Consider the following 26,581-nt stretch of genomic DNA (forward strand, 5'->3'; position numbering starts at 1 on the left):
CGCCGCGCCGTAGCCACCCTCACGACCGAGGTCAAGGTTGGGTCAAGCCTGCCGGGGACGGCAGCGCGAAGCGGACACAGCGGACGGAACGGGCGGTCACGTCACGCGAGGGGCGATCAGTCCTCGGCGCGGGCCTGCCCGGCGCGCCAGCGGATGCCGGCGTCGATGAACTCGTCGATCTCACCGTCGAACACCGAGGAGGGGTTGCCCTCCTGGTACTCGGTGCGCAGGTCCTTGACCATCTGGTACGGGTTCAACACGTAGGAGCGCATCTGGTCGCCCCAGGAGGCCTTGACGTCGCCCGCGAGCTCCTTGCGCTCGGCGGCCTCCTCGGCCTTCTTCAGCAGCAGCAGGCGGGACTGCATGACCCGCAGCGCGGCGGCGCGGTTCTGGATCTGCGACTTCTCGTCCTGCATGGAGACGACGATGCCGGTGGGGATGTGGGTCATGCGCACCGCGGAGTCGGTGGTGTTGACCGACTGCCCGCCGGGGCCGGAAGAGCGGAACACGTCGACCTTGAGCTCGCTCTCGGGGACCTCGATGGAGTCGGTCGACTCGATCAGCGGGATCACCTCGACGGCAGCGAAGGAGGTCTGGCGGCGGCCCTGGTTGTCGAAGGGGCTGATGCGCACGAGGCGGTGGGTGCCACCCTCGACGGAGAGGGTGCCGTAGGCGAAGGGCGCCGTGACCTCGAAGGTCACCGACTTCAGTCCGGCCTCCTCGGCGTAGGAGGTGTCCATGACCTTCACCGTGTACTGGTGGCGCTCGGCCCAGCGGGTGTACATGCGCAGCAGCATCTCGGCGAAGTCCGCGGCGTCCACGCCGCCGGCGCCGGCACGGATGGTGACCACGGCGCTGCGCTCGTCGTACTCGCCGGAGAGCAGGGTGCGAACCTCCAGCTCGTCGATGGTCTTGCGGATGCCCGCGAAGTCGCGCTCGGCCTCGGCGAGGGTGTCGGCGTCGTCCTCCTCGGCGGCGAGCTCCACCATCACCTCGAGGTCCTCGATGCGCTGGGACAGCTCGGTGATGCGGCGGCGGTCGGCCTGCGCGTGGGAGAGGGCGGCGGAGACCTTCTGTGCGTTCTCGACGTCGTCCCAGAGGTCGGGCGCGGAGGCCTGCTGCTCGAGGTCCGCGATCTTGCGGTCGAGCGCCTCGATGTCCATCACCTGCTCGATCGAGGACAGCGTCGAGCGCAGCTGGGGGATCTCGGTGGAGAAGTCGATGGAAGCCACGAGCGGAGATTCTACGGCAGGGGCGCGGGCTCGGCGGGTGCGGCGTCTCCCGCGGTGGGCAGGGAGCGTCCGATCTCACGGCCGATCCCCTCCAGCAGCTCCGCGGGACGGGCCAGGGCGTCCTCGAGGTCCGCGGCGACGGCGAGCAGCTCATGGGCCGCGGTGATCCCGGCGCCGGCCAGTGCGGCGTCGTCGAGCTGGTTCGTCCCGGCGACGGCGATCACGGGCAGCCCCGCGGCGACCGCGCGGCGGGCGACCTCGGCGGGCCCCTTGCCCTGCAGGGTCTGCCGGTCCAGCTTCCCCTCCCCCGTGATCACGACGTCCGCCGCGGCGAGTCGGGTGTCGAAGCCGGCCAGGTCCAGTACCACGTCGGCGCCGGAGGCGGCCTCGGCACCGAGCAGCATCAGGGCGAAGCCGGTGCCCCCGGCGGCGCCCGCGCCGGGCGTCTCCGCGTGGTGGGACCCTGGGTCGAGGATCGCGGCGGCGCGGGCGAGCACGGCCTCGACCTCCGGCAGCTCGGCGTCGGCGAGGCCCTTCTGGGGGCCGAAGACGGCGGTGGCGCCCTCGGGGCCGAGCAGCGGGCTGGTGACGTCGCTGGCGCAGATCAGGGTGACGCCGTCCAGGGCGGCGCGGGCCGGGGAGAGGTCCGCGGCGGCGAGAGCTGCGAGGCCCGCGGGGCCGGGGCCGATCTCCGCGCCCTCCGCGTCGCGCAGGTGGGCGCCGAGGCCCTGCAGCAGGCCGGCCCCGGCATCGGTGGAGGCGCTGCCGCCGAGGCCGACGACGACGGTGCGGGCCCCGGCCGGGACCGCGGCGGCGATCAGTTCGCCGAGGCCGCGGGTGCCGGCCGTCCACGGGGCGAGCTCGTTCCGGGGCAGGGCCTGCAGGCCGACGGCCTGGGCCAGCTCGAGGACGGCCGTGCCGTCCTCGCCCAGGGCCCAGTGGGCGGTGCGGGCCTCCTCCGTGGGGCCGGTGATCCCGGTGCTGCGCGGGGTGCCGCCCGCGGCGAGGGCCGCGTCCACGGTGCCCTCGCCGCCGTCCGCGATGGGGCAGGCGGTGAGCACGGCTGCGGGGGCGGTGGCGGCGATGCCGCGGGACAGCGCCGCGGCCACCTCGGCCGCGGTGAGCGTGCCCTTGAACTTGTCCGGGGCCAGCAGGACGTGCGGCCCGGGGGGTGGGGTCATCGGGCGCGGGCCTCTCCGTCGACGGCCAAGGGGATCGAGGTGCCGGTCCCCCGGGTGAACCATCCTGCCAGGGGCGGGTCCGTGCGCGCGGTGAGGACCACCCGCACCGAGCCGTCGGGGTCCACCTCGACCGATGCGAGGGTGATGCCGGTGGTACGGGAGGGGTCGAAGGGGTAGGCGGCCAGGTGCGCCTCGGCGGCCTCGCGGGCCGAGGACGGCGTCACCGGGGTCTCGTCCCCCGGGATGTACAGCTCGGCGGGGTCGAGGCCCTGGGAGGCGGCGAGCGCGGTGGCGTCCGCGGCGTGCTGCAGTTCGTTGCGCTCCAGGTGCACCCCGGTGATCGCCGCGCCGAGGGCCGCGACCAGCAGGATCACCACCAGCACCCCGGTGGTGAGGATGGTCATCGAGCCCTCGACCGCGGCGAGGCGGGCTCGCAGCCAGGCCCTCATGCGTTCGGCGCCCGGTACTGGTCCACCGCGACGGCGTGGGTGGAGCTGACGACGACCGGACCGTCCTGGCCGAGCACCGGACCGAGGCCCGGGACCGGCACCGGGATCCGCACGGTCGCGGTGACGGTGCCTCCGGCCGTGGAGCAGGGGCTCGCGCTGCAGGAGACCTTGACGACGTCCCCGGCCTCGAGGCCGAAGTCCTCCAGCACGAGGGCGGTGTGGCGGGTCTCCTGGGTCGCGGCGGTGCCCGGGTCCTCCTGGGTGGCGTGGATGCGGGCGGCGTCGCGGGCGATGACGTCGGCGGCGAACACCGCGGACTGCACGGATCCGAGGGTCAGCACGAGGTAGAGCGAGGGGATCAGCAGGGCGACGGACAGCACCACGAACTCGATCAGCGCGTTGCCGTCCCGGGCGGCGAGGCGGGCCCGCAGCCGGCGGATCACCAGACCTCCTCGTCCACGGCCCGGCCGTCGACCCGGAGCCCCTGGGAGGGTCCGAACAGGCCGACCAGCGGCAGGGTGGCGGTGACCTCGACGGTGATGGTGCCGTCGGCAGCCTCGGTGGCGGTGGCCGAGGCCTCGATGGCGCCGCCGAGCTGCCGGTCGATGAGCCGCTCGGCGCGCTCGGCGCCGTCCTCGGGCAGCGAGCCGACCAGGGCGGCGTGGTGGGCGCCCTGCACGGCGGCGTCGGTGAGGGTGTTGCGGGTGTGCAGGATCAGCGCCGCCTGGATCACGGCCAGGGCGATCATGATGACCAGCACCGCGACCAGGGGGAACTCGGCCACGGCGGAGCCGTGCTCCTCCCGCAGCCGGGCTCCGGCGCGGCGCCTGATCGGCATGGCGTGCTCCGGCGCCTCGGTCAGAGGGAGCCGTTGAGGAACGGCGCCATCGCGTTGGTGAAGATCTGCACGATCTGCTCGGAGGCCACGGCCCACAGCGCGACCACGATCCCGGCGGTCATCAGGGTGATCAGCACCCAGCCGGGCACGTCGCCCCGGTCGGCCGCGAGCCGCGCGTGCAGGGCCCATCCGAGCCGGCGCAGCCGCTCCCGGCCGCGGGGGATCAGGGCCGCGACGGGGGCCGCGGGGCGCCGGTGACCGGCGTGGAGACTGCGGGGGCGGTGCAGGTGGTGGGTGCGGTGGATGGTCATGGGGTCCTCCTGGGGGTTCGGGACGGAAGGCGGTGGGAAATAGGACGGGGGATGCGGGAGAGCTGCCGGGCTGTGCCGTGGTTCTAGCCGTGGGTCTAGAGGGAGATCTCCAGCACCGCGAGGCCGGGGAAGATCGCGAAGACGATGACCAGGGGCAGCACCAGGAACACCACGGGGACGAGCATGATCACCTCGCGGCGACCGGCGGTCTCCATGAGGTCCCGCTTGGAGGCCTCGCGGGCGTCCTGCGCCTGGGCGCGCAGCACCTCCGCGAGCGGGGTGCCGCGCTCGATGGCGATGGAGACGCCGTCGCCGAAGCGGGACAGGGCGTGCAGCGGGGTGCGGGAGCCGAGCGCCGTGAGTGCCTGGGCGATGCCGGCGCCGGCGCGGATGTCGGCGACGGTGGCGGCGAACTCCTCGGGCAGGGCGCCGGTGGAGGTGCGGGCCACCCGCTCCATCGCCGCGATGGGGCTCTCCCCCGCCGCCACGGCGAGCGCGAGCAGGTCGGCGACGGTGGGGAACTCGCGGGCCATCCGGGAGGCGCGGCGGGTGATCTCGCGGGTCAGCAGGTGGTCGCGCAGCAGCACCCCGAGCACGGCGCCGAGCAGCACGATGAACAGGCCCATCAGCGGGCTGGCACCGCGCAGGGTGATCGCGCCGAGCGCGAAGGCCACGCCGATCAGGGCGCCCAGCACGCCGGAGACCACCTGCTCGATGCGGAAGGAGTCCACCGAGGTGCGGCGTCCGGCCAGCCGGAGACGGCGCTCCAGCTGCTCGGCGCCGCCGGTCAGGCGCTCCAGCAGGCCCAGGCCGCGCTCGGCGACAGGACCCAGCAGGGTCTCGGTCATCACCCGGGCACGGCTGGCGGCGGCCGGGGCGTCGAACAGGGCGCTGCCGCGGGCGCGCCGCAGGTAGGGGTCGATGCGCACCGCCAGGTCGCGCTGCCGCAGCCAGGGCAGGGCCCCGAGGGCGAGCACCAGGCCCGCCCCGAGCATCAGGCCCAGCAGTGCGCCCGCGATCACGGTGCCCGGGCCAGTCATCGCAGCACCCGCTCGTCCTGCGGAAGCCGGGCGATCAGCAGCATCACCCGGTAGGCGATCAGGGAGACCACCGCCCCGACCAGGATCATCACGAAGCCGGCGGGGGTGTCGTAGGCCTGCGCGGCCTGCGGGCGGGTGGACATCAGGGCCAGCACCAGCCAGGGCGCCGCGAGCGCCATCCGGGCGGCGTTGACCGTCCAGGACTGTCGGGCCTCGAGCTCGGCGCGGGTGCGGGCGTCCTCGCGCAGGAAGGCGGCGAGGGTGCGCAGCAGCGCCCCCAGGTCGGTGCCGCCCACGTCGCGGGTGATGCGCAGGGCCTCGACGATGCGGTCCCCCACCGGGTCGGCCAGGCGCACCTTCAGCCGGTCCAGGCTGGCGGCGAAGTCCCCGCTGGCCTGATAGTCGCGGGAGAAGTCGACGAAGGCGGGCCGCAGCACCTCGGGGCCCTTCCGGCCGAGCTGCACGAGCGCCTCGGGCAGGGAGAGCCCGGCGCGGATCGCGGAGTTGATGTGGTCCACGGCCTCGGGCCACACCTCGCGCAGGGCGGTGGCGCGGCGCCGCGCGGCCGAGCGCAGCAGCAGCACGGGCAGCACCGCGGAGACCAGGCCGATGGTGACGGCGGGGACCACGGCCCCGGACATCGCCCACAGGGCGGTCGCGACCACCAGGCCGAGACCGGCGCAGAGGGCGGGCACGGCGGCCGCGGGCACGGAGCCGAGGCCGACGGTGACGAGGTCGTCGCGGAGGCTGTCGAGCATCGCGCCGATGCGGCCGCGGCGCGCGACGGTCTCGTCGGTCTCCCAGGCGGACCACCAGACGGCCAGCAGACCGAGACCGAGGACCAGACCGAGGAAGGCGCCGTCGATCATGCCGCCGCCCCATCGAGCAGGGCGGTGAGGTCGTGGCCCCCGCGGGCGAAGCGCTCCGGGTGCGGCGGGTGGCCGTCCCCGCGGACCAGCCGGTCGCCCTCGAGGGAGAACAGTTCGGAGACCTCGATGACCTCGTCCTCCACCCGGCCGGTGAGCCCGACGATCTCCCGCACCCGGCGGCGGCCGTCGGCCAGGATGTCGAGGTGGACCACGAGGTCCACGGCGCTGGCGACGGTGGGCACCACGAACTTGCTGGAGACGTTCTCCCCGGCCAGCAGCGGGAGGGTGCACAGCTTCACCACGGCGTCGCGGGCGGAGTTGGCGTGGATGGTGGCCAGGCCCGGCAGGCCGCTGTTCAGGGCGATCAGCATGTCCAGGGCTTCGGCCTCGCGGACCTCCCCGACGATGATCCGGCTGGGCCGCATCCGCAGGGCCTCCTTGACCAGGCGCCGCATGGAGATCTCGCCGGTGCCCTCGAGGTTCGCCTGACGGGTCTGCATGGAGACCACGTCCCGCAGCGGCAGGTCCAGCTCGAAGACCTCCTCGATGGTGACCACCCGGTCGCGGGAGCCGACCGACTGGGCGAGGCAGCGCAGGAAGGTGGTCTTCCCGGAGCCGGTCGCCCCGGAGCAGATCACGTTCAGACCGGCGGCGACGGCGGCGTCGAGGAAGGAGGCGGCCTGCGGGGTGAGGGAGCCGAGGGTGACCATGCCCGAGAGGTCGTGCACGGGGGCGACGAACTTGCGGATGTTCACGGCCCAGTGGCGGCGGGTGACGCTGGGGATCACCACGTGCAGGCGGGAGCCGTCCGGCAGCAGGGCGTCGACGAAGGGGGTGGACATGTCCAGGCGACGGCCGGAGCTGACCAGCATCCGCTCCACGATGCCGCGCACGTCGTCGTCGCTGAGCACGATGGTGGTGAGCTCGCTGCGGCCGTTGCGGGCGCAGAACACCTGGCTGGGCGAGTTCAGCCAGATCTCCTCGATGGAGGGGTCCTCGAGCATCTCCTGCAGGGGCCCGAAGCCGCCGATGCGGGCGGCGACCTCGGCGACCACGGTCTCCGCCACCCGGATCACGGGCACCGCGCCGGTGGCCGCGCGGCGGTCGTAGTCGGCCACGACCTCCTGGATCAGCGGCTCCAGCTGGTCGGCGCGGGCGTCCAGGCCGCGGCGGCGGATCAGCTCCCGCGCCTCGGCCTCGATGATCGTCGCGACATCCATCCCGCTCCCCTCGCAGTACGCTCCGGGGAGGCGGCCTGCAGCCTGCCCCGACCCCTCGGTCGAGCCCCGTCCACGGTGTGCTGGCCACTGTAGGAACGGGCCGCCCGCCCCCGCTCGACACTCCCCGCGAATGTGGACAACTGCCGCGGTGCCCGCCCGTGGCAGGATTGCCGTGCAGGTGACCGCCCTGTGCGGCACCCTTCCCCCCGTCCGATCCCCCAGGAGCTCCCCATGGCCGCCTCCCCCGATGACGACGCCGCGCGTCTGAGCCGCCCCACGTTCATGTACATGGTCAAGCGCGTGCTGGCCGAGTTCACCCGTGACGGCGGCACCGACCAGGCCGCGAAGCTGACCTATTTCCTCGTGCTGTCGCTCGCCCCGACCCTGCTGGCCGTGTTCTCCCTGGCCACCCTGTTCCTGCAGGGCTTCCAGGACGAGATCGCGGAGCTCCTCACGAACGCCGTGCAGCGGACCATGTCCGGCAGCGGCACCGGGGTCTCCGACGCCGTGGATTCCACGCTGAACTCGCTGCTCGGCTCCGCCACCGGCGGCACCATCGGTCTGATCATCGGTATCGGCACCGCCCTGTGGTCCGCCTCCGCGTACGTGAAGGCCTACGGCCGCGTCGCCAACCAGATCTACGACGTGCCCGAGGGGCGCGGCTTCCTGCGGCTCACCCTGTCGATGCTGGGGCTGACCGCCCTGATCATCGTGGGCACCCTGGTGATCCTGGTGTCCCTGCTGCTCAGCGAGTCCATCGTGGAGAGCGTGCTGGGCCCGATCGCCTCCACCATCGGCGCCACCGGCGTGCTGGACTTCCTCACCGAGTCGTTCCTGCCGTTCTGGACCTGGCTGAAGTGGCCCGTGATCCTGCTGGCTGCCTTCGCCCTGATCTCGCTGCTGTACTGGGGCGCCCCGAACATCAAGAAGCCCTTCCGGCTGATCTCCCCCGGTGGCGTCGTCGCGATCCTCGGCATCGGCGTGGCCGCCGTCGCCGTGTCGATCTACATGACCACCGTCGCCAGCTACTCCAGCTACGGCGCCATCGGCGGCATCATGGCCGTGCTGTTCGCCCTGTGGATCATGAACATCGTGATCCTCATCGGCGCCGAGGTGGACGCCGAGTTCGAGCGCGCCCGGGAGCTCGAGGCCGGCAAGCCCGCCGAGGGCGACCTGGACCTGCCGCTGCGCGAGACCAAGGCCGCCGAGAAGGCCGAGGCCAAGCGCGAGGCGCTGGTCGACGAGGGGCGCGACATCCGGCTGCGGAACCTGCACCGGGACTCGGACACCTACACCTCCGAGATGTACCGCCTGACCCCGAAGCAGGTCGGCGGTGACCCCACGGAGCCCGACGGCGAGGACGGGACGACCGCCCGCGACATGGACAACCCGCAGAACCGGGACCACTGAGATGTGCGGGCGCTTCGCCTTCTTCCAGGAGATCGAGCCGCTGGTCGACGACCTCGCCGCGGTGGACCTCGCCGACCCGCGGCTGCGGCAGCGCTGGAACATCCCGCCGACGGCGCCCATCCACGTCGTCACCGAGTCCGCGGACCGGGACTCGGGCGAGGTGCTCCGTGCCCTGCGCGTCGCCCGCTGGGGCCTGCTGCCGCCCTTCGCGAAGGACGCGGCCTTCTCCTCGCGCACCTTCAACGCCCGCCGCGAGACCCTCGGGGAGAAGCCCAGCTTCCGCGGCTCCCTCGCCCGGCACCGGGCGATCGTGCCGATGGACGGCTACTACGAGTGGGGGCGGGACGGCCGCTCCCGCACACAGCCGTACTACATCACCCCGGCCGACGGCTCCCCGCTGTACATGGCGGCCCTGGTCTCCTGGTGGAAGGGACCCGGCGGCCACGAGGGCCCGGCCGCGAGCGAGGACGGCGCCTTCCTGCTCAGCGCCACGATCATCACCCGGGAGGCCACCGGCGACCTCGCCGACATCCACGACCGCACCCCGGTGATGCTCCCCCGGGAGCAGGCGGACGACTGGTTGGACACCGGCATGGACACCAAGGACGAGGCCTGGGCCTGGGTGCGGGACGATGCACACCTGCTGGACGACGCCCGCCTCGAGGTGCGCGAGGTCGGCCCGACGGTGGGAAAGGTCGGCAACGACGGGCCCGAGCTGATCGAGCCGGCCCAGACGCTGCTGTGAGCTCGGCGGACGCCGCGGGGAGCCGGCCACCCCGGGTCCGCCCACGGGGGGACGCGGCCGCGGGTGTGCGCGGCCTAGCCTGGCGACCATGACCCACGCCGAGACCCCGCGCCCGCCCCGCCGGCGCCGCGACCCCTTCGGCTGGGTGATCACCCATCCCGGCACCGTCGACCTCATCGTCTTCGGCGGGATCGCGGTGCTGGTGCTGCTGCTCGGCGTGGTCCCCGGCAGCGGCGGCTGGTGGCTGCCGTTCACGCTGGCGATGCTGCTGTCGGCGGCCGTGTGCCGCGTCCGGCCGGGCCTCGGGGTGGCCCTCATCGGCTCCCTCGCCGTGCTGCACATGATCGCGGGGATGCCCGTGATCGGCGGGGACACCGTCACCTTCTACGCGATGTTCTGCGCGATCGCCTACGGGTCCCCCGGGGTGCGGTGGTCGGGCATCGGCGCCGGGGTGCTGGGCATGCTCATCCAGTCCGTGTACTGGGGCCTGCAGGCGTACCTGGACCCGTACGGCGGCCCGCTGGCCGGGCTCGCCGCCTTCGTGGGTCTGCTGGTCACGGGAACCATCGCCCTGGTCGCGGTGTGGGCCCTGGCCAGCCTGCAGCAAGCCCGGCAGCGCCAACTGCACCTGATCGCCGAGCGGGCCGAGCAGGCCCTGCGCGAGCGCGAGCAGCGCACCTCCCTGGCCGTCGCCGAGGAGCGCGCCCGCATCGCCCGCGAGATGCACGACGTCGTCGCCCACTCCCTGTCGGTGATCATCGCCCAGGCCGACGGCGGACGCTTCGTGGCCGCCCAGCAGCCCGAGCAGGCCGCCCAGGTGCTCACCACCATCTCCGACACCGGCCGCGCGGCGCTGGCGGACATGCGCTCCCTGCTCGGCGTGCTGCGCCAGGACGAGGAGACCAGCTACGGCCCCCAGCCCGGCCCGGGCCAGCTCGAGGACCTCGCCGCCCGCGTCCGCGCCGCCGGACTGCGCGTCACCCTGCAGCAGGACGCCGACGTCGACGACCTCTCCCCCGCCCGGGGCATGGCCGTCTTCCGCCTGGTGCAGGAGTCCCTGACCAACGTGCTCAAGCACGCAGGACCCCACGCGAGCGCCGCCGTCACCCTGCGCCGCCACACCCGGATGCTCGAGATCGAGGTGCTCGACGACGGTCGCGGCAGCGACCCCGGCTCCGACGGTCAGGGGCACGGGCTCACCGGGATGCGCGAGCGGATGGCCGTGCACGGCGGCACCCTCCGCGCCGGCCCCCTGGCCGGGCACGGCTTCCGCGTGCTCGCGACCCTGCCGGTCGCCGAGCCCGCCGACGCCACCGCCACTGCCACTGCCACTGCCACTGCCACCGACTCGAGGACAGCCTGATGACCAGCCCCGACCCCGTCCCCGCCGCGCCCCTGCGCATCGTGCTGGTGGACGACCAGCCCCTGGTCCGCGCCGGCTTCTCGATGGTCATCGACTCCCAGAGTGACCTGCAGGTGGTGGGCCAGGCCGCCGACGGCCTCGAGGCCGTCGAGCTGCTGCGCGCCCACCGCGCCGACGTCGTGCTGATGGACGTGCGGATGCCCCGCCTGGACGGCATCGAGGCCACCACCCGCGTCCTCGCCCAGGCCCCCGCCGGCCGGGAGCCCCGGGTGATCGTGCTGACCACCTTCGACCTGGACGAGTACGTGCTCGCCGCGATCCGTGCCGGCGCCAGCGGCTTCCTGCTCAAGGACGCCCAGCCCGAGGAGCTGCTGGCCGCGATCCGCACCGTGCACCGCGGCGACGCCGTGATCGCTCCCTCCGCCACCAGGCGCCTGCTGGAGCGCGTGGTCACCGCCCCCGAGGCCGCCGCCCCGGACACCTCTCCGCTGCGGGACCTCACCGAGCGGGAGCGGGAGGTGCTGACCCTGATGGGCCTGGGCCGCTCCAACCAGGAGATCGGCGCCGAGCTGTTCGTCGCCGAGGCCACCGTGAAGACCCACGTCGGCCGGGTGCTCAGCAAGCTCGGCGCCCGCGACCGGGTGCAGGCCGTGATCATCGCCTTCGAGACCGGGCTGGTCACCCCCGGGCAGGACTCCGCGGGCACCTGAGCGGACCTCGCCCGCCGCCGGCACCGGGTGGCGACTCCGACCGGGGTATGACCCGGCGCCGCCGATCCCCTCCCCAGGGCGGGGCCGGATCGGCCCGGGGGCGGACGCGCAGGCCAGCGCCCTGCCGGGAGGATCGGGACATCCCGATCCGCGCTGACACCCCTGTGCAAGGAGCCGCATGTCCACCACCGACCTCGCCCCCGACCCCGCCCCGGCCGCCGGGCACGCCCCCGCCATCGTCGCCCGGGAGCTGGTGCGCACCTACGGCACCGGCGCCGGCACCGTCACCGCCCTGGACGGGGTGGACCTCGACGTGGCCCGCGGCGCCTTCACCGCGATCATGGGCCCCTCCGGCTCCGGCAAGTCCACCCTGCTGCACACCCTGGCCGGGCTCGACATCGTCACCTCCGGCTCCATCCGCATCGAGGACACCGAGATCACCACCCTCGGCGATGACGCGCTGACGAAGCTCCGCCGTGAGCGGGTCGGCTTCGTCTTCCAGTCCTTCAACCTGTTTTCGATGCTCACCGCCGAGCAGAACATCCTGCTTCCCCTCGAGCTCGCCGGGGCCCGCGTGGACCGTGCCTGGCTGGACACCATCACCGGCGCCTTCGGCCTCACCGAGCGCCTGGACCACCTGCCCTCGCAGCTCTCCGGCGGCCAGATCCAGCGCGTCGCCATCGCCCGCGCCCTGGTCACCTCCCCGGCCGTGGTCTTCGCCGACGAGCCCACCGGCAACCTCGACTCCCGCACCACCGAGGAGGTGCTGGACTTCCTCCGCCTGAGCGTCGACGAGTTCGGTCAGACCGTCGTCATGGTCACCCACGAGCGGGACGCCGCCGAGCGCGCCGACCGCATCATCACCCTCGCCGACGGTCGCATCGCGCGCGACGAGACCCTGCGGGGCGAGCGCTGATGGCCCGCACCACGCCGATCCGTCTCACCCCGCTGCGGCGGCACCTCGCCGCCGTCATCACCATCGCCCTGTCCTGCGCCTTCGTCGCCGTGATGGTGGTGGCCGGGACCCTGCTGACCCAGGCCCTCAGCTCCCAGGCCACCCAGACCTACGCGGGCACGGACCTCGTGATCACCACCGGGATCGACGAGGAGGACCTCGCCGCCGGTCAGCCGCTGCCCGCCCCCGAGGTCGCCGGCGCCACCGACGTCCGCCCGCAGATCCAGGGCTTCGTGGCGATGAGCGGTCCGGACGGGGACCGGGAGCTGTTCCTGGACGCCGTCGCCCTGGCCGAGGACCCCACCCTCGTCGAGGGGACCCTGCCCAGCTCCGCCGACGAGGTGGTGCTCGACGCCACCGCCGCCGAGCAGCTCGACGCCGCCGTGGGCGACACCGTCACCGTCGGCGCCGACCTCTCGATGGCCGGGGAGCGCACCGAGTACGAGGTGGTGGGCATCGCCCCCGGCGCCGAGGGCTCCGTCTTCGGCGCCACCGCCCGCGTGATGATCTCCCCCGAGAACGCCGCCTCCCTGCTCGGGCCCTTCGAGGGCACCGACTCCGGCACCTGGTTCGCGGACGTCGCCGCGGGCGAGGACCCCGCCGCCGTCGCCGCGGCCGCCGCCCGGGACGACCTCACCGTGCGGACCAGCGAGGAGGTCATCGACGAGGAGGTGCAGGAGCTGACCGGCAGCTCGATCGTGCTGCTGATGGTGCTCGGCGTGTTCGTGGTGATCGCCCTGTTCACCAGCGCCGTCGTCATCGCCAACACCTTCGCCGTGACCGTCGCCCAGCGCACCCGCTCCCTCGCCCTGCTGCGCACCCTCGGCGCCACCCGTGCCCAGGTGCGCCGCGTCGTGCTGCGGGAGTCGATGCTGGTGGGCCTGCTCGGCGCCGGGATCGGCGTGCTCGCCGGGCACCTGCTGGTGCAGGCGGTGCTGGCCGCCGCGGCGGGGATCGGCTGGCTCGAGGGGCTCGCAATGGTCCCGATCAGCCTGCTCTCCGTGCTGCTGCCGATCCTCGCCGGGGTGCTCATCACCCTGCTGGCGAGCCTCGCCCCGATGCGGGCCGCCACCCGGGTGGCGCCGCTGGAGACGCTGCGCCCCGCCGAGGCCGCCGTGCGGGGCCGCGGACCCGGCGCCCGCGGCGTGATCGGCATCGTGCTCTTCGCGCTCGGCGTGGCCCTGCTCGTCGGCGGCACGGCCCTGTCCCTGGCCGGACAGGGGGCCGTGGGGATCCTCACCGGCATGGCCGGCGGGGTGCTGAGCTTCAGCGGCCTGCTGCTGGGCCTGCGCCTGCTCACCGCTCCCCTGGTCCGCGGCATCGGATCGCTGCTCGGCCGGCTCGGTGGACTGCCCGCCCGGGTGGCCCGCACCAACGTGGGCCGCAACCCCCGCCGCAGCGCCGCCACCATCGGGGCCCTGCTGATCGGCACCACGCTGATGACGATGATGGCCGTCGGGGCCCGCACCGCCGAGGTCTCCCTGACCTCCGAGCTGGACTCCCGCCGCCCCATCGACCTGGTCATCTCCGCCGAGGCCATGCCCGCCGACGCCTCCGAGCAGGTCGCCGCCGTGCCCGGCGTCGCCGCCGCCCTGCCCACCGAGCGGGCCGAGGTGGAGGTGGGCGCGCGGGACACCATGACCACCTACGCCGTCACCCCCGAGACGATGCGCGAGATCTCCCACCGGCCCGAGGCCGCCGACCAGCTCGCGGACGGCGTGGTGCTGATCGGCGCCGAGCGCGCCGGGATATTCGGCCTGACCGGCGGCGAGACCATCACCGTGGACGGCGCCGACGGCACCCCCGTGCAGCTCGAGGTCGTGATCGATGCGAACCTGCAGATGTTCCTGGTCACCCCCGCCACCCTGGAGGACCTGGCCGGCGACGACACCGCACCGGTGGTGCTCGCCGACCACGCCGACCCCGGCACCGCCGCCCGCGAGGGCATCGACGCCGGCGCCCTGTACCTCGACGTCTCCGCCGTCACCGCCCAGGAGGGCTGGGAGGAGCCGACCATCCAGGCCGGCGGCATGGAGCGGGAGGCCTACGGGCAGATCCTCGACGTGCTGCTGGGCATCACCCTCGGGCTGCTGGCCGTGGCCGTGCTCGTCGCCCTGGTCGGGGTGGCCAACACCCTCAGCCTGAGCGTCGTCGAGCGCACCCGGGAGAACGCCCTGCTGCGGGCGCTCGGCACCACCCGGCGCCAGATGCGGGCCATGCTCGGCTGGGAGGGCGTGCTGCTGGCGCTGGTCGGCGCCGTGCTCGGCATCGTGCTCGGCGCCGTCTACGGGATGCTCGGGATCACCGCGATCCTCGGCGCGGACTTCCCGGTGACGATCTCCCTGCCCTGGGGACGGCTCGGCATCGTGCTCGGGACCGCGATCCTCGCCGGGGCGCTGGCCTCGGTGATCCCCGGCCGGGCCGCCGCTCGCACCGCACCCGCCGCGGCGCTGGCCGGCGGGGAGTGAGGAGCGGGGAGTGATCCCCCGGCTGATCAGCGTCTATCCCGCTCCCCGTCCGGGAGCGGGGTGGAGCGCACCAGGCGGGTGAGCAGCACGAACACGGCGACGGCGAGGAGGATCGCGAGACCGCCCTGCCAGAGCAGCCCCCCGCGCAGCAGACTCGCCCCGACCAGCGCCTGGAACATCTGCCAGGTGATGCCGTAGCCGAGGCCGAAGCGGCCCCGGGCCACCACCGAGCGCGCCGCCAGTCCCGCGCCGGCCGCGAACAGCAGCAGGAAGATCCCCAGGCCCGCCCCGATGCGGGCGTCGAGCTGCCCGCCGGCGGTCCAGACCAGGCAGAGGGTCGCCACGGCCGCCAGCAGCAGCGCCTCCAGGCCCAGGCCGGCCGCCGCCAGAGGGCGGCTGCGGGGGTCCGGGTCCGGCAGCGCGGAGGGCGGCGCGGGGTCGGGGTCACGCGGGGAGGGGGCCATGCAGGCACTGTATCCGCCGGCATCGCGCCCGCCGGCCGCACGGTGTGCCCGCTCCGAGGCCGCCCGGTTCGTACCATGCCGGGGCCCGGATGCCGTGTGGGAAGTGCCACCAGCGGGATCGTCGGCAGCTCTTGTCGGGGCGACCAGAGGCCCCGGAGAATGGATCAGGCCCCGCAGCGGGGCCGGTCATCCCGGCGATCTTCGCCCGACCGGCCACCGGGGCCCCGAGACCCGAGACCGTCCCCCGCCGGGGCGAAACCTCGCCTCGTCCCGCCCTCCCGGGCCGGTCGGGGCGTCCTGGAAAGAGAGAGTGACGATGGACTGGCGCCACCAGGCGGAGTGCCTCAAGCATGATCCCGAGCTGTTCTTCCCGATCGGGAACACCGGCCCCGCGATCACCCAGATCCAGGAGGCGAAGGCGGTGTGCCAGAAGTGCGACGTCATGACCGCCTGCCTGAAGTTCGCCCTCGAGTCCGGCCAGGACTCGGGCGTCTGGGGCGGCCTCTCCGAGGACGAGCGCCGCTCCCTGAAGCGTCGCAACGCCCGCGCCCGTCGCGCCGGCTGACGTCTCCCCCCTCCACGCCGAACGGCGCGGATCCCCTCGTGGGATCCGCGCCGTTCGTCGTTCCGGGACCCTCACACGGCCAGTGGGTCCAGGTAGACGTCGATCACCGCGCAGGTGCCGCCGCCGTCGCGGCCGGTCCAGGTGAGGGTGCCGTCCAGCTGGCCCTGCACCAGCGACTGGGCGATGTTGGTCCCCAGCCCCGTGGGCCCGGTGGTGCGCATCCCCGGGCCGTCGTCCTCGATGGAGATCACCAGGTGGGAGCCGGTGCGCTCGCTGCGGACGGTCAGGGTGCCGCCGTTCTCGGAGAGCCCGTGCTCGACGGCGTTCGTGGCCAGCTCCGTGACCACCAGCGCGAGCGGGGTGGCGTCCTCGGCGCGGATGGAGCCGACCCGGCCGATCTTCTCGGTGCGCACCTCCACCTGGGTCTCGGTCAGCCGCGGCGTGCCCTCCCGGTGCACCGTGGCGCTGGCGGCGTCCACCGCCAGGCGCAGGCAGCGGTCGATGACGTCGTCGAAGACCACCGACTCCTGGGAGCCCTGCAGCAGCGACTCGTGGACCAGGGCGATCGTGGAGACTCGGCGCATGGCCTCGGCGAGCGCCTCGCGGGCCTCGTCGGTCTTCATCCGCCGCGACTGCATCCGCAGCAGGGCCGCCACGGTCTGGAGGTTGTTCTTCACCCGGTGGTGGACCTCGCGGATGGTGGCGTCCTTGGTCATCAGCTCGCGCTCGCGGCGCCGCAGCTCGGTGACGTCCCGGACCAGCACCATCGCCCCGGTGCGGCGGCCACCCTCGGTGAGCGGCACCGCCCGCAGGGACAGGGTGCCGCCGCGGGCCTGCATGTCCGAGCGCCACGCGGCGCGACCCATCAGCACCAGCGGCAGCGACTCGTCCACGGGGCTGCGGGTCTGCAGCACCTCGGTGGTCATCTCCGCGAGCGTGGTGCCGTGCATGTCGCCGCTGATGCCGAAGCGGTGGAAGGCCGACAGCGCGTTCGGGGAGGCCCACTGCACGACCCCCTGCTCGTCGAGCTGGACCACGCCGTCGCCCACCCGCGGGGCGCCGCGGCGCGGCGGGATCGGAGCACCCTCGATAGGGAAGGCCCCGTGCTCGAGCATGCCCAGCAGACGTCGGCCGAGCTGCTGCTGGCGCAGTTCGCTGGTGGAGGGGGTGGCGGTGCTCAGCGGGTACTCCACGGCCATCACGGCGAGGGTCTCGCCGTTCTTGCGCACGGGCACCAGCAGGCCGGTGGCCTCACGGCCCTCCCGCTGCACGGCGATCTCCTCGGCGGCGAGGCGGCCGCCGTCCAGCAGCACGTCCAGGGAGGGGTTGTCGCCGCCGGGCAGCAGCTCCCCCACGGGGTCCTCGTAGTAGACGGTGGGGCCGGTGGCCGGGCGGCAGTGGGCCACCGCCATCGCGCCCCGCTCGGTGCCCACCCACAGCACCAGGTCAGCGCGCAGCAGGTCGGAGACGAGGTTCCAGTCGCCCACCAGGTGCTGCAGCCAGTCCGCCCCGTGCTCGGGGTAGGAGGGGATGTCGGCGAGGAACTTGGACAGGCTCGGCATGTCCTCAGGATAGGGGCCCTTCCCGGGTGCCCGGTGACGGCGTGCGGGAGGCATAGGCTGGGGGCATCCGCGCCGCGAGGAAGGATGCGCATGCAGCTGCACGAGACCCTGACCCTGCCCCAGTCCCCCACCGGGACGGCGGCGATGTACGCCGACGAGGGATATGCGGCGATGCGCCGCGAGGCCCTGGGGGCGAGCGCCGCCCACGCCGCGGTGACGGGCGACCCCGCCGGGGCCTTCACGGTGCGCACGGAGCTGACGCTGCCCACCGACGGGGTGCCGGACATGGTGCGTCCCTTCGTGGGCACCTCGGTCACGGTCTCCGAGCGCCAGGAATGGCAGGCGCCGCAAGCGGACGGCTCCCGGACGGGCACGATGCACCTGCAGGTGGCGGGCACCCCCGCGAGCCTCGAGGCCCGCATGGAGCTGCGCCCCTCCGGCGAGGGCTCAGTGGTGGAGATCCGCGGGGAGCTCACCGCGCGGGTGCCGCTGCTGGGATCCCGCCTGGAGAAGGCCGCCGTGCCGTACGTGGCGCGGGTGCTGCGGGCCGAGGAGCGGGCCGCCGCGGACTACGCGCAGCGGTAGACGATGCGACCCGGCGGCCGCGCGCCGGCCGAGGTGATCACGCCCGGCGGTAGGCCAGGGCGGCGGCGCCCTCGCTGACGTCGAACCACAGCAGCGCCGGATCGGTGTCGTCGGCCTCGGCGGCCGCGGCGTCCAGCTCGGTGACGTGCAGCGCGGCGATCCGGGCGGTGGTGTCGGCCGTCGTGCGCACCCCGTAGGCGCCGCCGGTGTCGGTGGCGGCGGCGAGGTCCCGGTCGGGCACGTCGGCGGCGATCACCAGCGCCCGCTCGGCGGGGGCGGCGGCCTGGAGCGCCACGTGCACCGCGTCCTGCAGGGCGTCGTAGTCGAGGTCCTCCTCGTCCACCCCGGGACGCTCGGCACGGGCCTCCGCGGTGACCGCCCAGGCGGGACGGTCCGCGGCCAGCTCGAGGCGGGTCCGGGAGGCGGTCAGGACGGCGTGGTCCCCGGGGTCCAGGGGCAGGAAGATCCGCATGGGCCCAGTCTCTCACCCGCCCTGCGGCGCTCGGCCAATCCGCGGGGCCCGACCGCTCTGCGGGGCTCAGCAGCTGTGTAGGGCTCAGCAGCTGTGTAGGGCTCAGCCGCCGCCGATCGGCACCAGGCGGCGCCACCGGGGCCACGGCCCGCGGATCGGCTCCTCGTCGATCACCGGGGCGGCCTCCTCCCCGAGCAGGGCCGCGGAGTCGGCGATCTCCCGCAGGGACCGCCGCAGCGCGCTGCGGGGCGCCGCCTCGGCCAGCAGGGCGCCGTCCCAGCGGGCGGCTCGGCAGGCCGCGGGATCGTCCGGCAGCAGATGCACGGGCACCCCGGGCAGGCGCTGGTCCAGCAGCTCCCGCACCCGCTCCCCCGGCACCGGGGAGCCGACGCGGTTGACCAGCACCTCCATCGCTGGCGCGCCCAGCTCCTGCAGCCGGGCGCGCTCGCGCAGCAGCCGGGTCAGGGAGATCGGGTCGGCGCCCACCACGGCGAGCAGCACGTCGGCGCGCTGCAGGGCGGTGAGGGTCGCCGCGTTGCGCTGCGGGGCCGCGGTGTCGTAGCTGAGCTCCTCGTCCTCCTCGAGGACCGCGGCGACGTCGGCCACCACCAGTCCGCCGCGCCGGCGCAGGGCGCCCCAGACCCCCTCCAGGGCGGAGCGTCGCAGCTCGGGCCAGCGGGCCGGCACCCCGATCCCGCTGAGCAGCCGCAGCCCGGGCTGGACCAGCGGCAGCAGCGCGTCCAGGGTGTCCTCGTCCAGGGCGTCGCGGTCGTAGGCGCGGCAGGCAGCGACCAGCCCGGGGGCCTCGTCGAGCACCCCGAGGACCTGGCTGAGGGCGGGACCGTAGGTGTCGGCGTCCACCAGCACCACCTCCTCCCCGGCGCGGGCGGCCTCCGCGGCCAGGTTCACCGCCACGGTGGAGCGGCCGGGGGCGCCGCCGGGCCCCCACACCACGGCGAGCCGGCCGGGCTCGCCCGGCGCCTCCTCCTCGGCCGGGACCGTCCAGGCGGCGTCCTCGTCGACGTCCCCGGCCACCGCGGCGCGCAGCACCTCGAGGATGGTGGCGACCGGCGCCGCCGGGTCGACCACGTGGCGCAGCCCCAGGGCGGTGAGCTCGCCGTCCTCCGGCGCCCGCAGGCCGACCACCGCGGCGTCCCGCAGCAGGCTCGCGAGGGGGTCACGGCCGAGCCCCCGCACCCCGAGGTCGATGAGCACCACGTCCCCGATGCCCGCCGCGGCGACGGCGAGGGTCTCGGCGAGGTCGGCGCAGCGCCGCACCACCCGGGCATCCTCGCGGTGGTCGCGGGAGAGGTCGTGGACGATGCGGACCTCGTCGCTGCCCGAGGCGCACAGGACGACGTCGATCACGGCCGCGCCCCATAGGCGCCGGGCACCCCGATCACGTCGAGCCGCTCGTCGCGGGAGAGGACCTCGAGCACGGCGGCCACGTCCTCCTGCGGCACCAGGACCTCGACCGCCATCGTGCGCATGGCCAGGGAGCTGCCCTCGTCGACCCGGCGCACGACCGCGTCCTCGACGAGCAGCTCGGCCTCCCCGTCCGCCTCCTCGGCATCGGCCGTGTGCCACAGCTCCACGGTCGACCCCGGGGTGACGGACTCGGCCACGGCGGTGTCCACCGGGATCATGACGGGGCGCAGCGGCACGTCCTCGGACTGGCCGACGGCAGCCGCGGGCAGCAGCTCGCCCGGCCGCACCGGCTGGGTGGCGACAGCTCCCTCCGGGATCGCCTCGAGGGCGCCGACGTACAGCGCGTCCTGATCGCCGAGGCGCAGCTCCACGGTGGTGAGGTCCTCCGGGAGGATCTCCTGACCGGGGACGATCGCGGTGCGGGCGACCAGCACGGAGGTGGTCTGGGCCAGCCCGGAGACCATCAGGGCGCCCATCAGGATGCTGGCGATGACCAGCACGATGCCGACGATCAGCCGCGGGTCCTTCCACCGCGGGCGGCGCAGCCTCATCGCGGGTGCGGTGCTGGTCATGGTCCCCTCCTCCCCGTCCCGGCAGGCGGCGCCGGGCGCTGCGGGGAGGCTACGGCAGCCGGGCACGCGGCCGCGGGGCCGCTGTGGACAACCGGGGGCCTGCCCCGCCCGTGCGCAGGCACGGGCGCACTCGTCCACAGCACCGGTGCGTCGAGCGCCGCGGGGTGAGACGCTGTGCGGAACCGCTTGCCCGGCCTGAGAACGGAAGGACTCCGATGCAGCCGAGATTCGTGCCGCTGTCCGACGTGGCCGAGATGCTGTCCATCTCCGCCTCGCAGGCCTACGCCCTGGTCCGCTCCGGCGAGCTGCGGGCCATCAAGGTCGGCGGCCGTGGCCAGTGGCGGGTGGAGATCGACGAGATCGAGTCGTACATCGAGCGCAGCTACGCCGCGACCGCCCAGGGGCTCGAGGAGGAGCACGCCCGCGAGTGCGCCGAGGCCCGTCCGGCGGGTGCCGCCCGCCAGCGCGCGCCGGGCCCCGGGGGCTCCGCGCACCGCTGACCCCGGCACGCCCTGCCCGACCCCGTCCCCGGAGCCGCGTGTCCGCTGGGCATCGGGTCAGCGCACCCGAAAGCAGAGCAGCGGGAGTCAGGGCAGCAGGACCAGCCGCAGCGCCGCCAGGGCGACCGTCACCCGGGCGGAGCCCGGTACCGGAGAGCTCTCCCCGGTGGGGGTGGACGACAGCTCGAGGGCATCGGCCCCCACCCCGGCGAGCCGGCCGGCGAGGGAGCCAGCCACGGTCTCCAGCCGCACCAGGCTGCGGTCCCGGGCCACGTGCCGGAGCATCCCGGCCAGCTGCAGCTGCGGCGCCGCCTCCTCCGCCGGTCGGGCCCGCGGGCCCAGGCCCTCCACCATTGCGATGCGTCCCAGCGGCACCAGGGCGCGGTCCGAGGTCGCGCGTCGTCGCAGCAGCACCCAGTCCGGGCCCACCTCCTGCACCACTCCGTGCACGCGCACGTCCTGCCCCAGGTGCAGGATGACGGGCCGGTCCCCGGCGGCGCGCAGCCGGTCGGCGAGGGTGACCTGCGCGCGCTCGGCCCGGGTGAGGTCCTCGGAGACGGCGCGCAGCTCCTCGCGCTCCTCGTGGTCGAAGCGCCCCTCGATGTCCTCGAAGATCCGGTCGAATCGCATGGAGGCACCGTAGGACCCGGAGCCGCCCGCGCGAGCACGCCCCCCGCAGCACGGGTCGAAGGGACCAGCAGCGCACCCCCGCCTCGTCCCTTCGGACGACCCCGGACAGGCCGATGGGACGAAAGGACGAGCGGACCGTGCCGCGGCCCGCGAGCTCGGCACCATCGACCGATTGTGTCGACCATCACCCGTGCCTAGTTTTCTGAGTAACACCTCGAATCACAGCAAACGACACCAAACAGGACCTTGGTCCGGTTCGAGCAGATTGTCGGTCGCCGCGCGGCCTGGAACGACGCAGCAGGGGGAGCCATGAGCCCAGCACCACCCACGAGGGCCCGGGGCCCGGTGTACGAAGTGGTGGCCCCGCTGCGGGTGGCGCGGACCGCCGGAGGAACCGTGCTCGCCCTTGCCGGAGCGCTGGCGATGGGACTGACGGCACGGGGCATGGCCGGGGAGGCGATGACCGGGCTCGGCCCCTCGGGCCTGCTCGCGGCCCTGCTGGCCACGACGGCCGCCCTCGGGGCGCTGCTGTGTCTGTACCTGGCCGCGATCTGGGGCCTGACCACGGTGGTGCTGCTCTCCGGACCCGCCAGCACGACGGGCCGCGCCATGCTGCCGGCGCTGCGCGTGCTCGCCCCGCGTCTGGCCCGGCAGGTCGTGCTCGGGGCCGGCGCCACCGCCGCGGTCGCCGGTCTCACGCTCTCCGGGGCATCCGCCGTGGTGCTGGCTCCCGGCCCGGAGGCGGACGAGACCGCCTGCTCCCAGCAGCTCGCACCGAGGAACGCCCAGGCCCTGTCCTCCTCGGCCCCCGCGTCGGCCCCCGCCGCGCCCCGCGACGTCGGGGCATGCGCCGCGGCCGCCGCAACCCCCGCCGGCTCCGAGGACGGACACGGCGCGGAGGGCGGAGCCGAGGGGCCCTCCGACCAGGGGGGCGCGCCGACGGAGCAGCCCTCCGCGCGGGAGGACGAGGAGCTCCCGAGCCTGGGCTGGGAGGGCAGTCCCTCCCCCGCCGGGACCCCAGAGACCGTGGACCCGGAGACCACGGCACCTGGGACCACCACCCCGGAGACCACGACCCCCGAGACCACGACCCCCGAGACCACGACCCCCGAGACCACCACCCCGGACGGCTCCGGCCCGGCCGAGGAGCCGACGGAGCCCGACCCCGCCCCGGAGGAGGACACGGACACGGCCGTACCGGGCCCGGAGGATCCGCCCGCGGAACCTCCCGGGACGGTCGTGGTCGACGAGGGCGACACGCTGTGGTCCCTCGCCGACGAGCTGCTCGGGGACGGCCCCGAGAGCGATGCCGAGATCGCGGCCGCCTGGCCCGTTCTGTACCAGCACAACCACGAGGTGATCGGGGACGACCCCGACCGCCTCCGGCCCGGCCAGGTGCTCCAGGTGCCTGCCGGCCTCGATCAGCAGGAGCATGGATGAGCACCACCGACCAGCGCCCCGCGGCCCCCGCCGCCCCGGAGTACGACCTCGAGGACCCCCGCACCGTGCAGCGCATGGTGGAGCCGGTGGCCCGCCGGGCCGTGGAGATCGTGCGGGACATGCGCCCGGAGAACGCCCTGGCGCGCATCGTGACCCCCGAGGTGGCGCAGATGCTGGCCCGCCGGGCCTCCCTGACCCGGCGGCTGCGCGCGGCCACGGGCTACGCCCCGACCCAGCGGCTGCAGGTCAGCGGCGTGCGCACCTGCGTCGTCAACCAGCGCACCGTCGAGGCGAGCTGCGTGCTGCGCGAGCCGGAGCGCTCCCGTTTCCTGGCGATGCGCTGGGAGCTGCGGCACAGCGGCTGGCGGGTGACGGTGCTCGAGATCGGCTGAGCGTCGCCGGGCGAGGGCCGGACAGCACCGTGCGCGACCGGACGCGACGCGGGGGACGCACTCCGGGGTCGCACTGCAGGGTCGCACCGCGGGGACGGAGCGCGCAGGAGCCGGGACGAATCGGCTTCGTCCCGGCTCCTGCGTGGGGTGCCGTGCCCGCCGCGGGGCGGCGTCAGCGACGTCCGCGCGGGGAATCGCCGTCCGGCCGGTCCGCGGCGCCCGGGGCGGTGCGGCGCCTGCTCCGGCGCTCCTGCCGGCGGCGCTGGGCCCGCGAGAGGGTGGTCGTGTCCTGAGCCTCGCGGCCCTCGGCGGAGCTGTAGCGCAGGCGGTCGGGGCTGGGACCGTCGTCCAGGCCCTTCGCGGACAGGGTCACCTCGGACTCCTCGGCGAAGGACTCGGCGTCCGCACGCCCCTCGGAGTCCTCGAGCACGCCCTCCTCCTCGGCGGTACTGTCCGCGTCGGTCCCGGCCGCGGCATCCGCCCCGTCCTCGGCGGTGGCCGTCCCGGCGTCCGCGGCCACGGTGGCGCTCTCCTCGGCGTCCGTCCCGGCGGAGCGGGCGGAGGCGACACCCGCCGCGGCCGCCGTGCCCTTGCCCAGCAGGTCGGAGACGGCCTTCGGCACCACGGACTCGGACTTCTCGACCTGCACCTCGAGGTTGTACACGAACCCGACGGTGTCCTCCTTGATGCCCGCGACCATGTCGTTGAACATCAGGTGGCCCTCGCGCTCGTACTCCACCAGGGGGTCGCGCTGGGCCATCGCCCGCAGGCCGATGCCCTCCTTGAGGTAGTCCATCTCGTAGAGGTGCTCGCGCCAGCGACGGTCCATCACCGACAACAGCACGCGCCGCTGCAGCTGGTGCAGCCCGGCCTCTCCCAGCTCCTCGGCGCGGCGCTCGTAGGCCAGGCGGGCATCGGAGAGGATCTCCTCGCGCAGCACGGCGGCGCTGAGGTTCTCGGCGCCACCGACCTCCTCGATCAGCTCCTCGGCGGTGATGGAGATCGGGTAGGCGCTGCGCAGCGCCCCCCACAGCTCCTCGTGGTCCACGTCCTCGGGGGTGACCCCCTTGGTGTGGGCGTCGACGGTGCCGCCGATGACCTCCTCGACGAAGGCCTCCACGTGCTCGTCGAGCTCCTCGCCCTCGAGCACCCGGGCCCGCTCCTCGTACAGCTTCTTGCGCTGCTTGGTGAGGACGTCGTCGTACTTCAGCACGTTCTTGCGGATCTCCGCGTTGCGGGACTCGATGGAGTTCTGCGCGCTCTGGATCGCGCGGGACACCATGCGGCCGGTCAGCGGGATCGACTCGTCCACCCCGCCGCGGGCCAGCAGCGACGAAGCGGCGCCGGAGTTGAACAGGCGCATCAGGTCGTCCTGGAGGGAGAGGTAGAAGCGGGACTCCCCCGGGTCGCCCTGACGGCCGGAGCGGCCGCGCAGCTGGTTGTCGATGCGGCGGGACTCGTGGCGCTCGGTGCCCAGCACGTACAGGCCACCCAGCTCGGTGACCTCGTCATGCTGCTCGGCGACGGACTCCTTGGCCCGCTCCAGCTCCTCGTCCCAGGCCTGCTCGTACGCCTCCGGGTCCTCCTCGGCGTCCAGACCGCGGGCCTCCAGGGCGGCGTGCGCCATGAACTCCACGTTGCCGCCGAGCATGATGTCGGTGCCGCGGCCGGCCATGTTGGTGGCCACCGTGACCGCGCCCTTGGCGCCGGCCATCGCGATGATCCCCGCCTCCGCGGCGTGGTTCTTCGCGTTCAGCACCTCATGGGGCACCCCCTTGCCCTTCAGCTGGGTGGCGAGGTACTCGGACTTCTCGACGCTGGTGGTGCCAACGAGGACCGGCTGGCCGCGGTCGTGGCGCTCGACGATGTCCTCGACGACCGCGTCGAACTTCGCCTTCTCGGTGCGGTAGATGCGGTCGGGCTGGTCCTCGCGCTGCATCGGCCGGTGGGTGGGGATGGGCACCACGCCGAGGTCGTAGGTGTTCATGAACTCGGCGGCCTCGGTCTCGGCGGTGCCGGTCATGCCGGAGAGCTTCTCGTAGAGCTTGAAGTAGTTCTGGAGGGTGATCGTGGCGAGCGTCTGGTTCTCGGCCTTGATCTTCACCCCCTCCTTGGCCTCGATGGCCTGGTGCATGCCCTCGTTGTAGCGGCGGCCGGCGAGGATGCGGCCGGTGTGCTCGTCGACGATCATCACCTCGCCGTTGAGGACGACGTAGTCCTTGTCCTTCTTGAACAGCTCCTTGGCCTTGATGGCGTTGTTCAGGAAGCCGATCAGCGGGGTGTTCAGCGACTCGTAGAGGTTCTCGATGCCCAGGTGGTCCTCGACCTGGTCGATGCCGGTCTCCAGCACGCCGACGGTGCGCTTCTTCTCGTCGACCTCGTAGTCGCGGTCGCGGCGCAGCTTCGTGACCACCTTCGCGAACTCGGAGTACCACTTGTTGGCGTCGCCGGAGGCGGGACCGGAGATGATCAGCGGGGTGCGGGCCTCGTCGATGAGGATCGAGTCGACCTCGTCGACGATCGCGAAGAAGTGGCCGCGCTGCACCCGCTCGTCCGGGCTGTGGGCCATGTTGTCGCGCAGGTAGTCGAAGCCGAACTCGTTGTTCGTGCCGTAGGTGATGTCGCAGGCGTACTGCTCGCGGCGCTCGGCGGGGGTCATCCCGGCCTTGATCACGCCGGTGGAGAGGCCGAGGGCGCGGAAGACGCGGCCCATCAGGTCGCTCTGGTACGAGGCCAGGTAGTCGTTGACGGTGACGATGTGGACGCCCTTGCCGGCCAGCGCGTTGAGGTAGGCCGGGAGGGTGGCGACCAGGGTCTTGCCCTCGCCGGTCTTCATCTCGGCGATGCGGCCGCGGTGCAGGGCCGCGCCGCCCATCACCTGCACGTCGTAGGGGCGCTGGCCCAGGGTGCGGTCGGCCGCCTCGCGGACCGCGGCGAAGGCCTCGACCTGGATGTCGTCGAGGGTCTCGCCGTCCTCCAGACGCTCGCGGAAGCGGTCGGTCTCCTCACGCAGCTCCTCGTCGCTGAGCTCGGCGAAGACGTCGCCGGCCTCCGTCACCTGCTGGGCGATGGATTCGAGGCGGCGCACCTCGCGCCCCTCGCCGGCGCGCAGGATGGTGTCGAAGAGGTTGACCACTCGTGCTCCTTGGATCGCGTCGCGCCCGTGCGGGCGCCTCGTGC

Annotated in this window: 27 protein-coding genes; 11 read left to right on the plus strand and 16 right to left on the minus strand. The window is 74.1% G+C overall.

Annotated elements, in window-relative coordinates:
- Positions 1 to 116: 116 nt before the first annotated feature.
- From prfB to OM98_RS12975, 9 genes are all read right to left on the minus strand, one after another.
- On the minus strand, positions 117 to 1,232 hold the full coding sequence (prfB, locus tag OM98_RS12935; RefSeq protein WP_010535053.1) for a peptide chain release factor 2: 1,116 nt from the start codon (positions 1,230 to 1,232) through the stop codon (positions 117 to 119).
- Positions 1,233 to 1,243: 11 nt separating this feature from the next.
- The gene (locus OM98_RS12940; protein WP_010535054.1) at positions 1,244 to 2,413 is read right to left on the minus strand and encodes a glycerate kinase; all 1,170 of its coding nucleotides are present in this window, start codon (positions 2,411 to 2,413) and stop codon (positions 1,244 to 1,246) included.
- Positions 2,410 to 2,862, minus strand: coding sequence for a pilus assembly protein TadG-related protein (locus tag OM98_RS12945; protein WP_010535055.1), 453 nt, complete (start codon positions 2,860 to 2,862; stop codon positions 2,410 to 2,412). The genes OM98_RS12940 and OM98_RS12945 overlap by 4 nt, the downstream gene beginning before the upstream one ends.
- A complete protein-coding gene (locus OM98_RS12950; RefSeq protein ID WP_010535056.1) occupies positions 2,859 to 3,305 on the minus strand; it encodes a hypothetical protein in 447 nt (148 codons plus the stop codon). Before OM98_RS12950 ends, OM98_RS12945 begins: the two co-directional genes overlap by 4 nt.
- Positions 3,302 to 3,700, minus strand: a complete 399-nt coding sequence (locus tag OM98_RS12955) for a TadE/TadG family type IV pilus assembly protein (RefSeq protein WP_010535057.1) — start codon at positions 3,698 to 3,700, stop codon at positions 3,302 to 3,304. Before OM98_RS12955 ends, OM98_RS12950 begins: the two co-directional genes overlap by 4 nt.
- A 20-nt stretch (positions 3,701 to 3,720) precedes the next feature.
- Positions 3,721 to 4,011 carry a hypothetical protein gene (locus tag OM98_RS16005; RefSeq protein WP_010535058.1) on the minus strand — a complete coding sequence of 97 codons (291 nt, stop codon included), beginning with the start codon at positions 4,009 to 4,011 and terminating at the stop codon, positions 3,721 to 3,723.
- Between the two features lie 95 nt (positions 4,012 to 4,106).
- Positions 4,107 to 5,051 (minus strand): type II secretion system F family protein, encoded by a 945-nt coding sequence (locus tag OM98_RS12965; protein WP_010535059.1) that lies wholly within the window; start codon positions 5,049 to 5,051, stop codon positions 4,107 to 4,109.
- Complete coding sequence (locus OM98_RS12970; RefSeq protein WP_010535060.1) at positions 5,048 to 5,920, minus strand: type II secretion system F family protein; 873 nt, start codon at positions 5,918 to 5,920, stop codon at positions 5,048 to 5,050. Before OM98_RS12970 ends, OM98_RS12965 begins: the two co-directional genes overlap by 4 nt.
- Entirely contained in the window at positions 5,917 to 7,140 is a 1,224-nt protein-coding gene (locus tag OM98_RS12975; RefSeq protein ID WP_010535061.1) for a TadA family conjugal transfer-associated ATPase, read from the minus strand. The genes OM98_RS12970 and OM98_RS12975 overlap by 4 nt, the downstream gene beginning before the upstream one ends.
- A gap of 231 nt (positions 7,141 to 7,371) precedes the next feature.
- Here OM98_RS12975 and OM98_RS12980 point away from each other — a divergent pair, with 231 nt between their 5' ends.
- The 6 genes from OM98_RS12980 to OM98_RS13005 all read left to right on the plus strand — a co-directional run bounded on the left by OM98_RS12980 (position 7,372) and on the right by OM98_RS13005 (position 14,791).
- Positions 7,372 to 8,550 (plus strand): YihY/virulence factor BrkB family protein, encoded by a 1,179-nt coding sequence (locus OM98_RS12980; RefSeq protein WP_010535062.1) that lies wholly within the window; start codon positions 7,372 to 7,374, stop codon positions 8,548 to 8,550.
- Position 8,551: 1 nt separating this feature from the next.
- Positions 8,552 to 9,295, plus strand: a complete 744-nt coding sequence (locus tag OM98_RS12985; protein ID WP_010535063.1) for an SOS response-associated peptidase — start codon at positions 8,552 to 8,554, stop codon at positions 9,293 to 9,295.
- Between the two features lie 88 nt (positions 9,296 to 9,383).
- Positions 9,384 to 10,658 (plus strand): sensor histidine kinase, encoded by a 1,275-nt coding sequence (locus OM98_RS12990; RefSeq protein ID WP_010535064.1) that lies wholly within the window; start codon positions 9,384 to 9,386, stop codon positions 10,656 to 10,658.
- On the plus strand, positions 10,658 to 11,368 hold the full coding sequence (locus OM98_RS12995; protein ID WP_010535065.1) for a response regulator: 711 nt from the start codon (positions 10,658 to 10,660) through the stop codon (positions 11,366 to 11,368). The genes OM98_RS12990 and OM98_RS12995 overlap by 1 nt, the downstream gene beginning before the upstream one ends.
- Before the next feature lie 178 nt (positions 11,369 to 11,546).
- Positions 11,547 to 12,284 (plus strand): ABC transporter ATP-binding protein, encoded by a 738-nt coding sequence (locus tag OM98_RS13000; RefSeq protein ID WP_010535067.1) that lies wholly within the window; start codon positions 11,547 to 11,549, stop codon positions 12,282 to 12,284.
- Positions 12,284 to 14,791: an ABC transporter permease gene (locus OM98_RS13005; protein ID WP_010535068.1), complete on the plus strand. Its 2,508-nt coding sequence runs from the start codon at positions 12,284 to 12,286 to the stop codon at positions 14,789 to 14,791. The genes OM98_RS13000 and OM98_RS13005 overlap by 1 nt, the downstream gene beginning before the upstream one ends.
- Positions 14,792 to 14,817: 26 nt before the next feature.
- On the opposite strand, the gene OM98_RS13010 is transcribed toward OM98_RS13005, so the two are convergent.
- Positions 14,818 to 15,255: a hypothetical protein gene (locus OM98_RS13010; protein WP_010535069.1), complete on the minus strand. Its 438-nt coding sequence runs from the start codon at positions 15,253 to 15,255 to the stop codon at positions 14,818 to 14,820.
- 316 nt (positions 15,256 to 15,571) lie between these two features.
- Here OM98_RS13010 and OM98_RS13015 point away from each other — a divergent pair, with 316 nt between their 5' ends.
- Positions 15,572 to 15,820, plus strand: coding sequence for a WhiB family transcriptional regulator (locus tag OM98_RS13015; RefSeq protein WP_010535070.1), 249 nt, complete (start codon positions 15,572 to 15,574; stop codon positions 15,818 to 15,820).
- 71 nt (positions 15,821 to 15,891) lie between these two features.
- Here OM98_RS13015 and OM98_RS13020 read toward each other — a convergent pair whose 3' ends face one another.
- Entirely contained in the window at positions 15,892 to 17,382 is a 1,491-nt protein-coding gene (locus tag OM98_RS13020) for a sensor histidine kinase (RefSeq protein ID WP_010535071.1), read from the minus strand.
- 90 nt (positions 17,383 to 17,472) lie between these two features.
- On the opposite strand from OM98_RS13020, the gene OM98_RS13025 reads away from it, so the two are divergent.
- Positions 17,473 to 17,967 (plus strand): DUF2505 domain-containing protein, encoded by a 495-nt coding sequence (locus OM98_RS13025; RefSeq protein WP_010535072.1) that lies wholly within the window; start codon positions 17,473 to 17,475, stop codon positions 17,965 to 17,967.
- Positions 17,968 to 18,004: 37 nt separating this feature from the next.
- Here OM98_RS13025 and OM98_RS13030 read toward each other — a convergent pair whose 3' ends face one another.
- The 3 genes from OM98_RS13030 to OM98_RS13040 form a co-directional block, all read right to left on the minus strand.
- On the minus strand, positions 18,005 to 18,439 hold the full coding sequence (locus tag OM98_RS13030; protein WP_010535073.1) for a DUF6912 family protein: 435 nt from the start codon (positions 18,437 to 18,439) through the stop codon (positions 18,005 to 18,007).
- Positions 18,440 to 18,541: 102 nt separating this feature from the next.
- On the minus strand, positions 18,542 to 19,807 hold the full coding sequence (locus OM98_RS13035) for a CpaE/TadZ family protein (protein ID WP_010535074.1): 1,266 nt from the start codon (positions 19,805 to 19,807) through the stop codon (positions 18,542 to 18,544).
- Positions 19,804 to 20,439 (minus strand): SAF domain-containing protein, encoded by a 636-nt coding sequence (locus tag OM98_RS13040; protein WP_010535075.1) that lies wholly within the window; start codon positions 20,437 to 20,439, stop codon positions 19,804 to 19,806. The genes OM98_RS13035 and OM98_RS13040 overlap by 4 nt, the downstream gene beginning before the upstream one ends.
- 215 nt (positions 20,440 to 20,654) lie before the next feature.
- Between OM98_RS13040 and OM98_RS13045 the strand changes: the two genes are divergently transcribed.
- Positions 20,655 to 20,939, plus strand: coding sequence for a helix-turn-helix transcriptional regulator (locus tag OM98_RS13045; RefSeq protein WP_010535076.1), 285 nt, complete (start codon positions 20,655 to 20,657; stop codon positions 20,937 to 20,939).
- Positions 20,940 to 21,026: 87 nt separating this feature from the next.
- Here OM98_RS13045 and OM98_RS13050 read toward each other — a convergent pair whose 3' ends face one another.
- Positions 21,027 to 21,569, minus strand: a complete 543-nt coding sequence (locus OM98_RS13050) for a hypothetical protein (protein WP_010535077.1) — start codon at positions 21,567 to 21,569, stop codon at positions 21,027 to 21,029.
- A 309-nt stretch (positions 21,570 to 21,878) separates the two neighbouring features.
- Here OM98_RS13050 and OM98_RS13055 point away from each other — a divergent pair, with 309 nt between their 5' ends.
- Complete coding sequence (locus tag OM98_RS13055) at positions 21,879 to 23,009, plus strand: LysM peptidoglycan-binding domain-containing protein (protein WP_139017719.1); 1,131 nt, start codon at positions 21,879 to 21,881, stop codon at positions 23,007 to 23,009.
- Positions 23,006 to 23,401 carry an Rv3235 family protein gene (locus tag OM98_RS13060; RefSeq protein ID WP_010535079.1) on the plus strand — a complete coding sequence of 132 codons (396 nt, stop codon included), beginning with the start codon at positions 23,006 to 23,008 and terminating at the stop codon, positions 23,399 to 23,401. The genes OM98_RS13055 and OM98_RS13060 overlap by 4 nt, the downstream gene beginning before the upstream one ends.
- Before the next feature lie 172 nt (positions 23,402 to 23,573).
- Here OM98_RS13060 and secA read toward each other — a convergent pair whose 3' ends face one another.
- Positions 23,574 to 26,537, minus strand: coding sequence for a preprotein translocase subunit SecA (gene secA, locus OM98_RS13065; protein WP_010535080.1), 2,964 nt, complete (start codon positions 26,535 to 26,537; stop codon positions 23,574 to 23,576).
- Positions 26,538 to 26,581: the final 44 nt, after the last annotated feature.

It is taken from the genome of Brachybacterium squillarum M-6-3 (genome assembly GCF_000225825.1).
Taxonomy (GTDB): Bacteria; Actinomycetota; Actinomycetes; order Actinomycetales; family Dermabacteraceae; genus Brachybacterium; species Brachybacterium squillarum.

Excerpts from the sequence above, each read along its gene's own strand:
- OM98_RS12965 (WP_010535059.1), bottom strand. The coding sequence starts at position 5,051 with ATGACTGGCCCGGGCACCGTGATCGCGGGCGCACTGCTGGGCCTGATG.
- OM98_RS12985 (WP_010535063.1), top strand. The coding sequence starts at position 8,552 with ATGTGCGGGCGCTTCGCCTTCTTCCAGGAGATCGAGCCGCTGGTCGAC.
- OM98_RS12955 (WP_010535057.1), bottom strand. The coding sequence starts at position 3,700 with ATGCCGATCAGGCGCCGCGCCGGAGCCCGGCTGCGGGAGGAGCACGGC.
- OM98_RS13025 (WP_010535072.1), top strand. The coding sequence starts at position 17,473 with ATGCAGCTGCACGAGACCCTGACCCTGCCCCAGTCCCCCACCGGGACG.
- OM98_RS13000 (WP_010535067.1), top strand. The coding sequence starts at position 11,547 with ATGTCCACCACCGACCTCGCCCCCGACCCCGCCCCGGCCGCCGGGCAC.
- OM98_RS13015 (WP_010535070.1), top strand. The coding sequence starts at position 15,572 with ATGGACTGGCGCCACCAGGCGGAGTGCCTCAAGCATGATCCCGAGCTG.
- OM98_RS12980 (WP_010535062.1), top strand. The coding sequence starts at position 7,372 with ATGGCCGCCTCCCCCGATGACGACGCCGCGCGTCTGAGCCGCCCCACG.
- OM98_RS13050 (WP_010535077.1), bottom strand. The coding sequence starts at position 21,569 with ATGCGATTCGACCGGATCTTCGAGGACATCGAGGGGCGCTTCGACCAC.
- OM98_RS13005 (WP_010535068.1), top strand. The coding sequence starts at position 12,284 with ATGGCCCGCACCACGCCGATCCGTCTCACCCCGCTGCGGCGGCACCTC.
- OM98_RS12970 (WP_010535060.1), bottom strand. The coding sequence starts at position 5,920 with ATGATCGACGGCGCCTTCCTCGGTCTGGTCCTCGGTCTCGGTCTGCTG.
- OM98_RS13020 (WP_010535071.1), bottom strand. The coding sequence starts at position 17,382 with ATGCCGAGCCTGTCCAAGTTCCTCGCCGACATCCCCTCCTACCCCGAG.
- OM98_RS13060 (WP_010535079.1), top strand. The coding sequence starts at position 23,006 with ATGAGCACCACCGACCAGCGCCCCGCGGCCCCCGCCGCCCCGGAGTAC.
- OM98_RS12990 (WP_010535064.1), top strand. The coding sequence starts at position 9,384 with ATGACCCACGCCGAGACCCCGCGCCCGCCCCGCCGGCGCCGCGACCCC.
- OM98_RS12995 (WP_010535065.1), top strand. The coding sequence starts at position 10,658 with ATGACCAGCCCCGACCCCGTCCCCGCCGCGCCCCTGCGCATCGTGCTG.
- OM98_RS13030 (WP_010535073.1), bottom strand. The coding sequence starts at position 18,439 with ATGCGGATCTTCCTGCCCCTGGACCCCGGGGACCACGCCGTCCTGACC.
- OM98_RS12975 (WP_010535061.1), bottom strand. The coding sequence starts at position 7,140 with ATGGATGTCGCGACGATCATCGAGGCCGAGGCGCGGGAGCTGATCCGC.
- OM98_RS13040 (WP_010535075.1), bottom strand. The coding sequence starts at position 20,439 with ATGACCAGCACCGCACCCGCGATGAGGCTGCGCCGCCCGCGGTGGAAG.
- OM98_RS13045 (WP_010535076.1), top strand. The coding sequence starts at position 20,655 with ATGCAGCCGAGATTCGTGCCGCTGTCCGACGTGGCCGAGATGCTGTCC.
- OM98_RS13055 (WP_139017719.1), top strand. The coding sequence starts at position 21,879 with ATGAGCCCAGCACCACCCACGAGGGCCCGGGGCCCGGTGTACGAAGTG.
- OM98_RS12945 (WP_010535055.1), bottom strand. The coding sequence starts at position 2,862 with ATGAGGGCCTGGCTGCGAGCCCGCCTCGCCGCGGTCGAGGGCTCGATG.
- OM98_RS16005 (WP_010535058.1), bottom strand. The coding sequence starts at position 4,011 with ATGACCATCCACCGCACCCACCACCTGCACCGCCCCCGCAGTCTCCAC.
- OM98_RS12940 (WP_010535054.1), bottom strand. The coding sequence starts at position 2,413 with ATGACCCCACCCCCCGGGCCGCACGTCCTGCTGGCCCCGGACAAGTTC.
- OM98_RS13010 (WP_010535069.1), bottom strand. The coding sequence starts at position 15,255 with ATGGCCCCCTCCCCGCGTGACCCCGACCCCGCGCCGCCCTCCGCGCTG.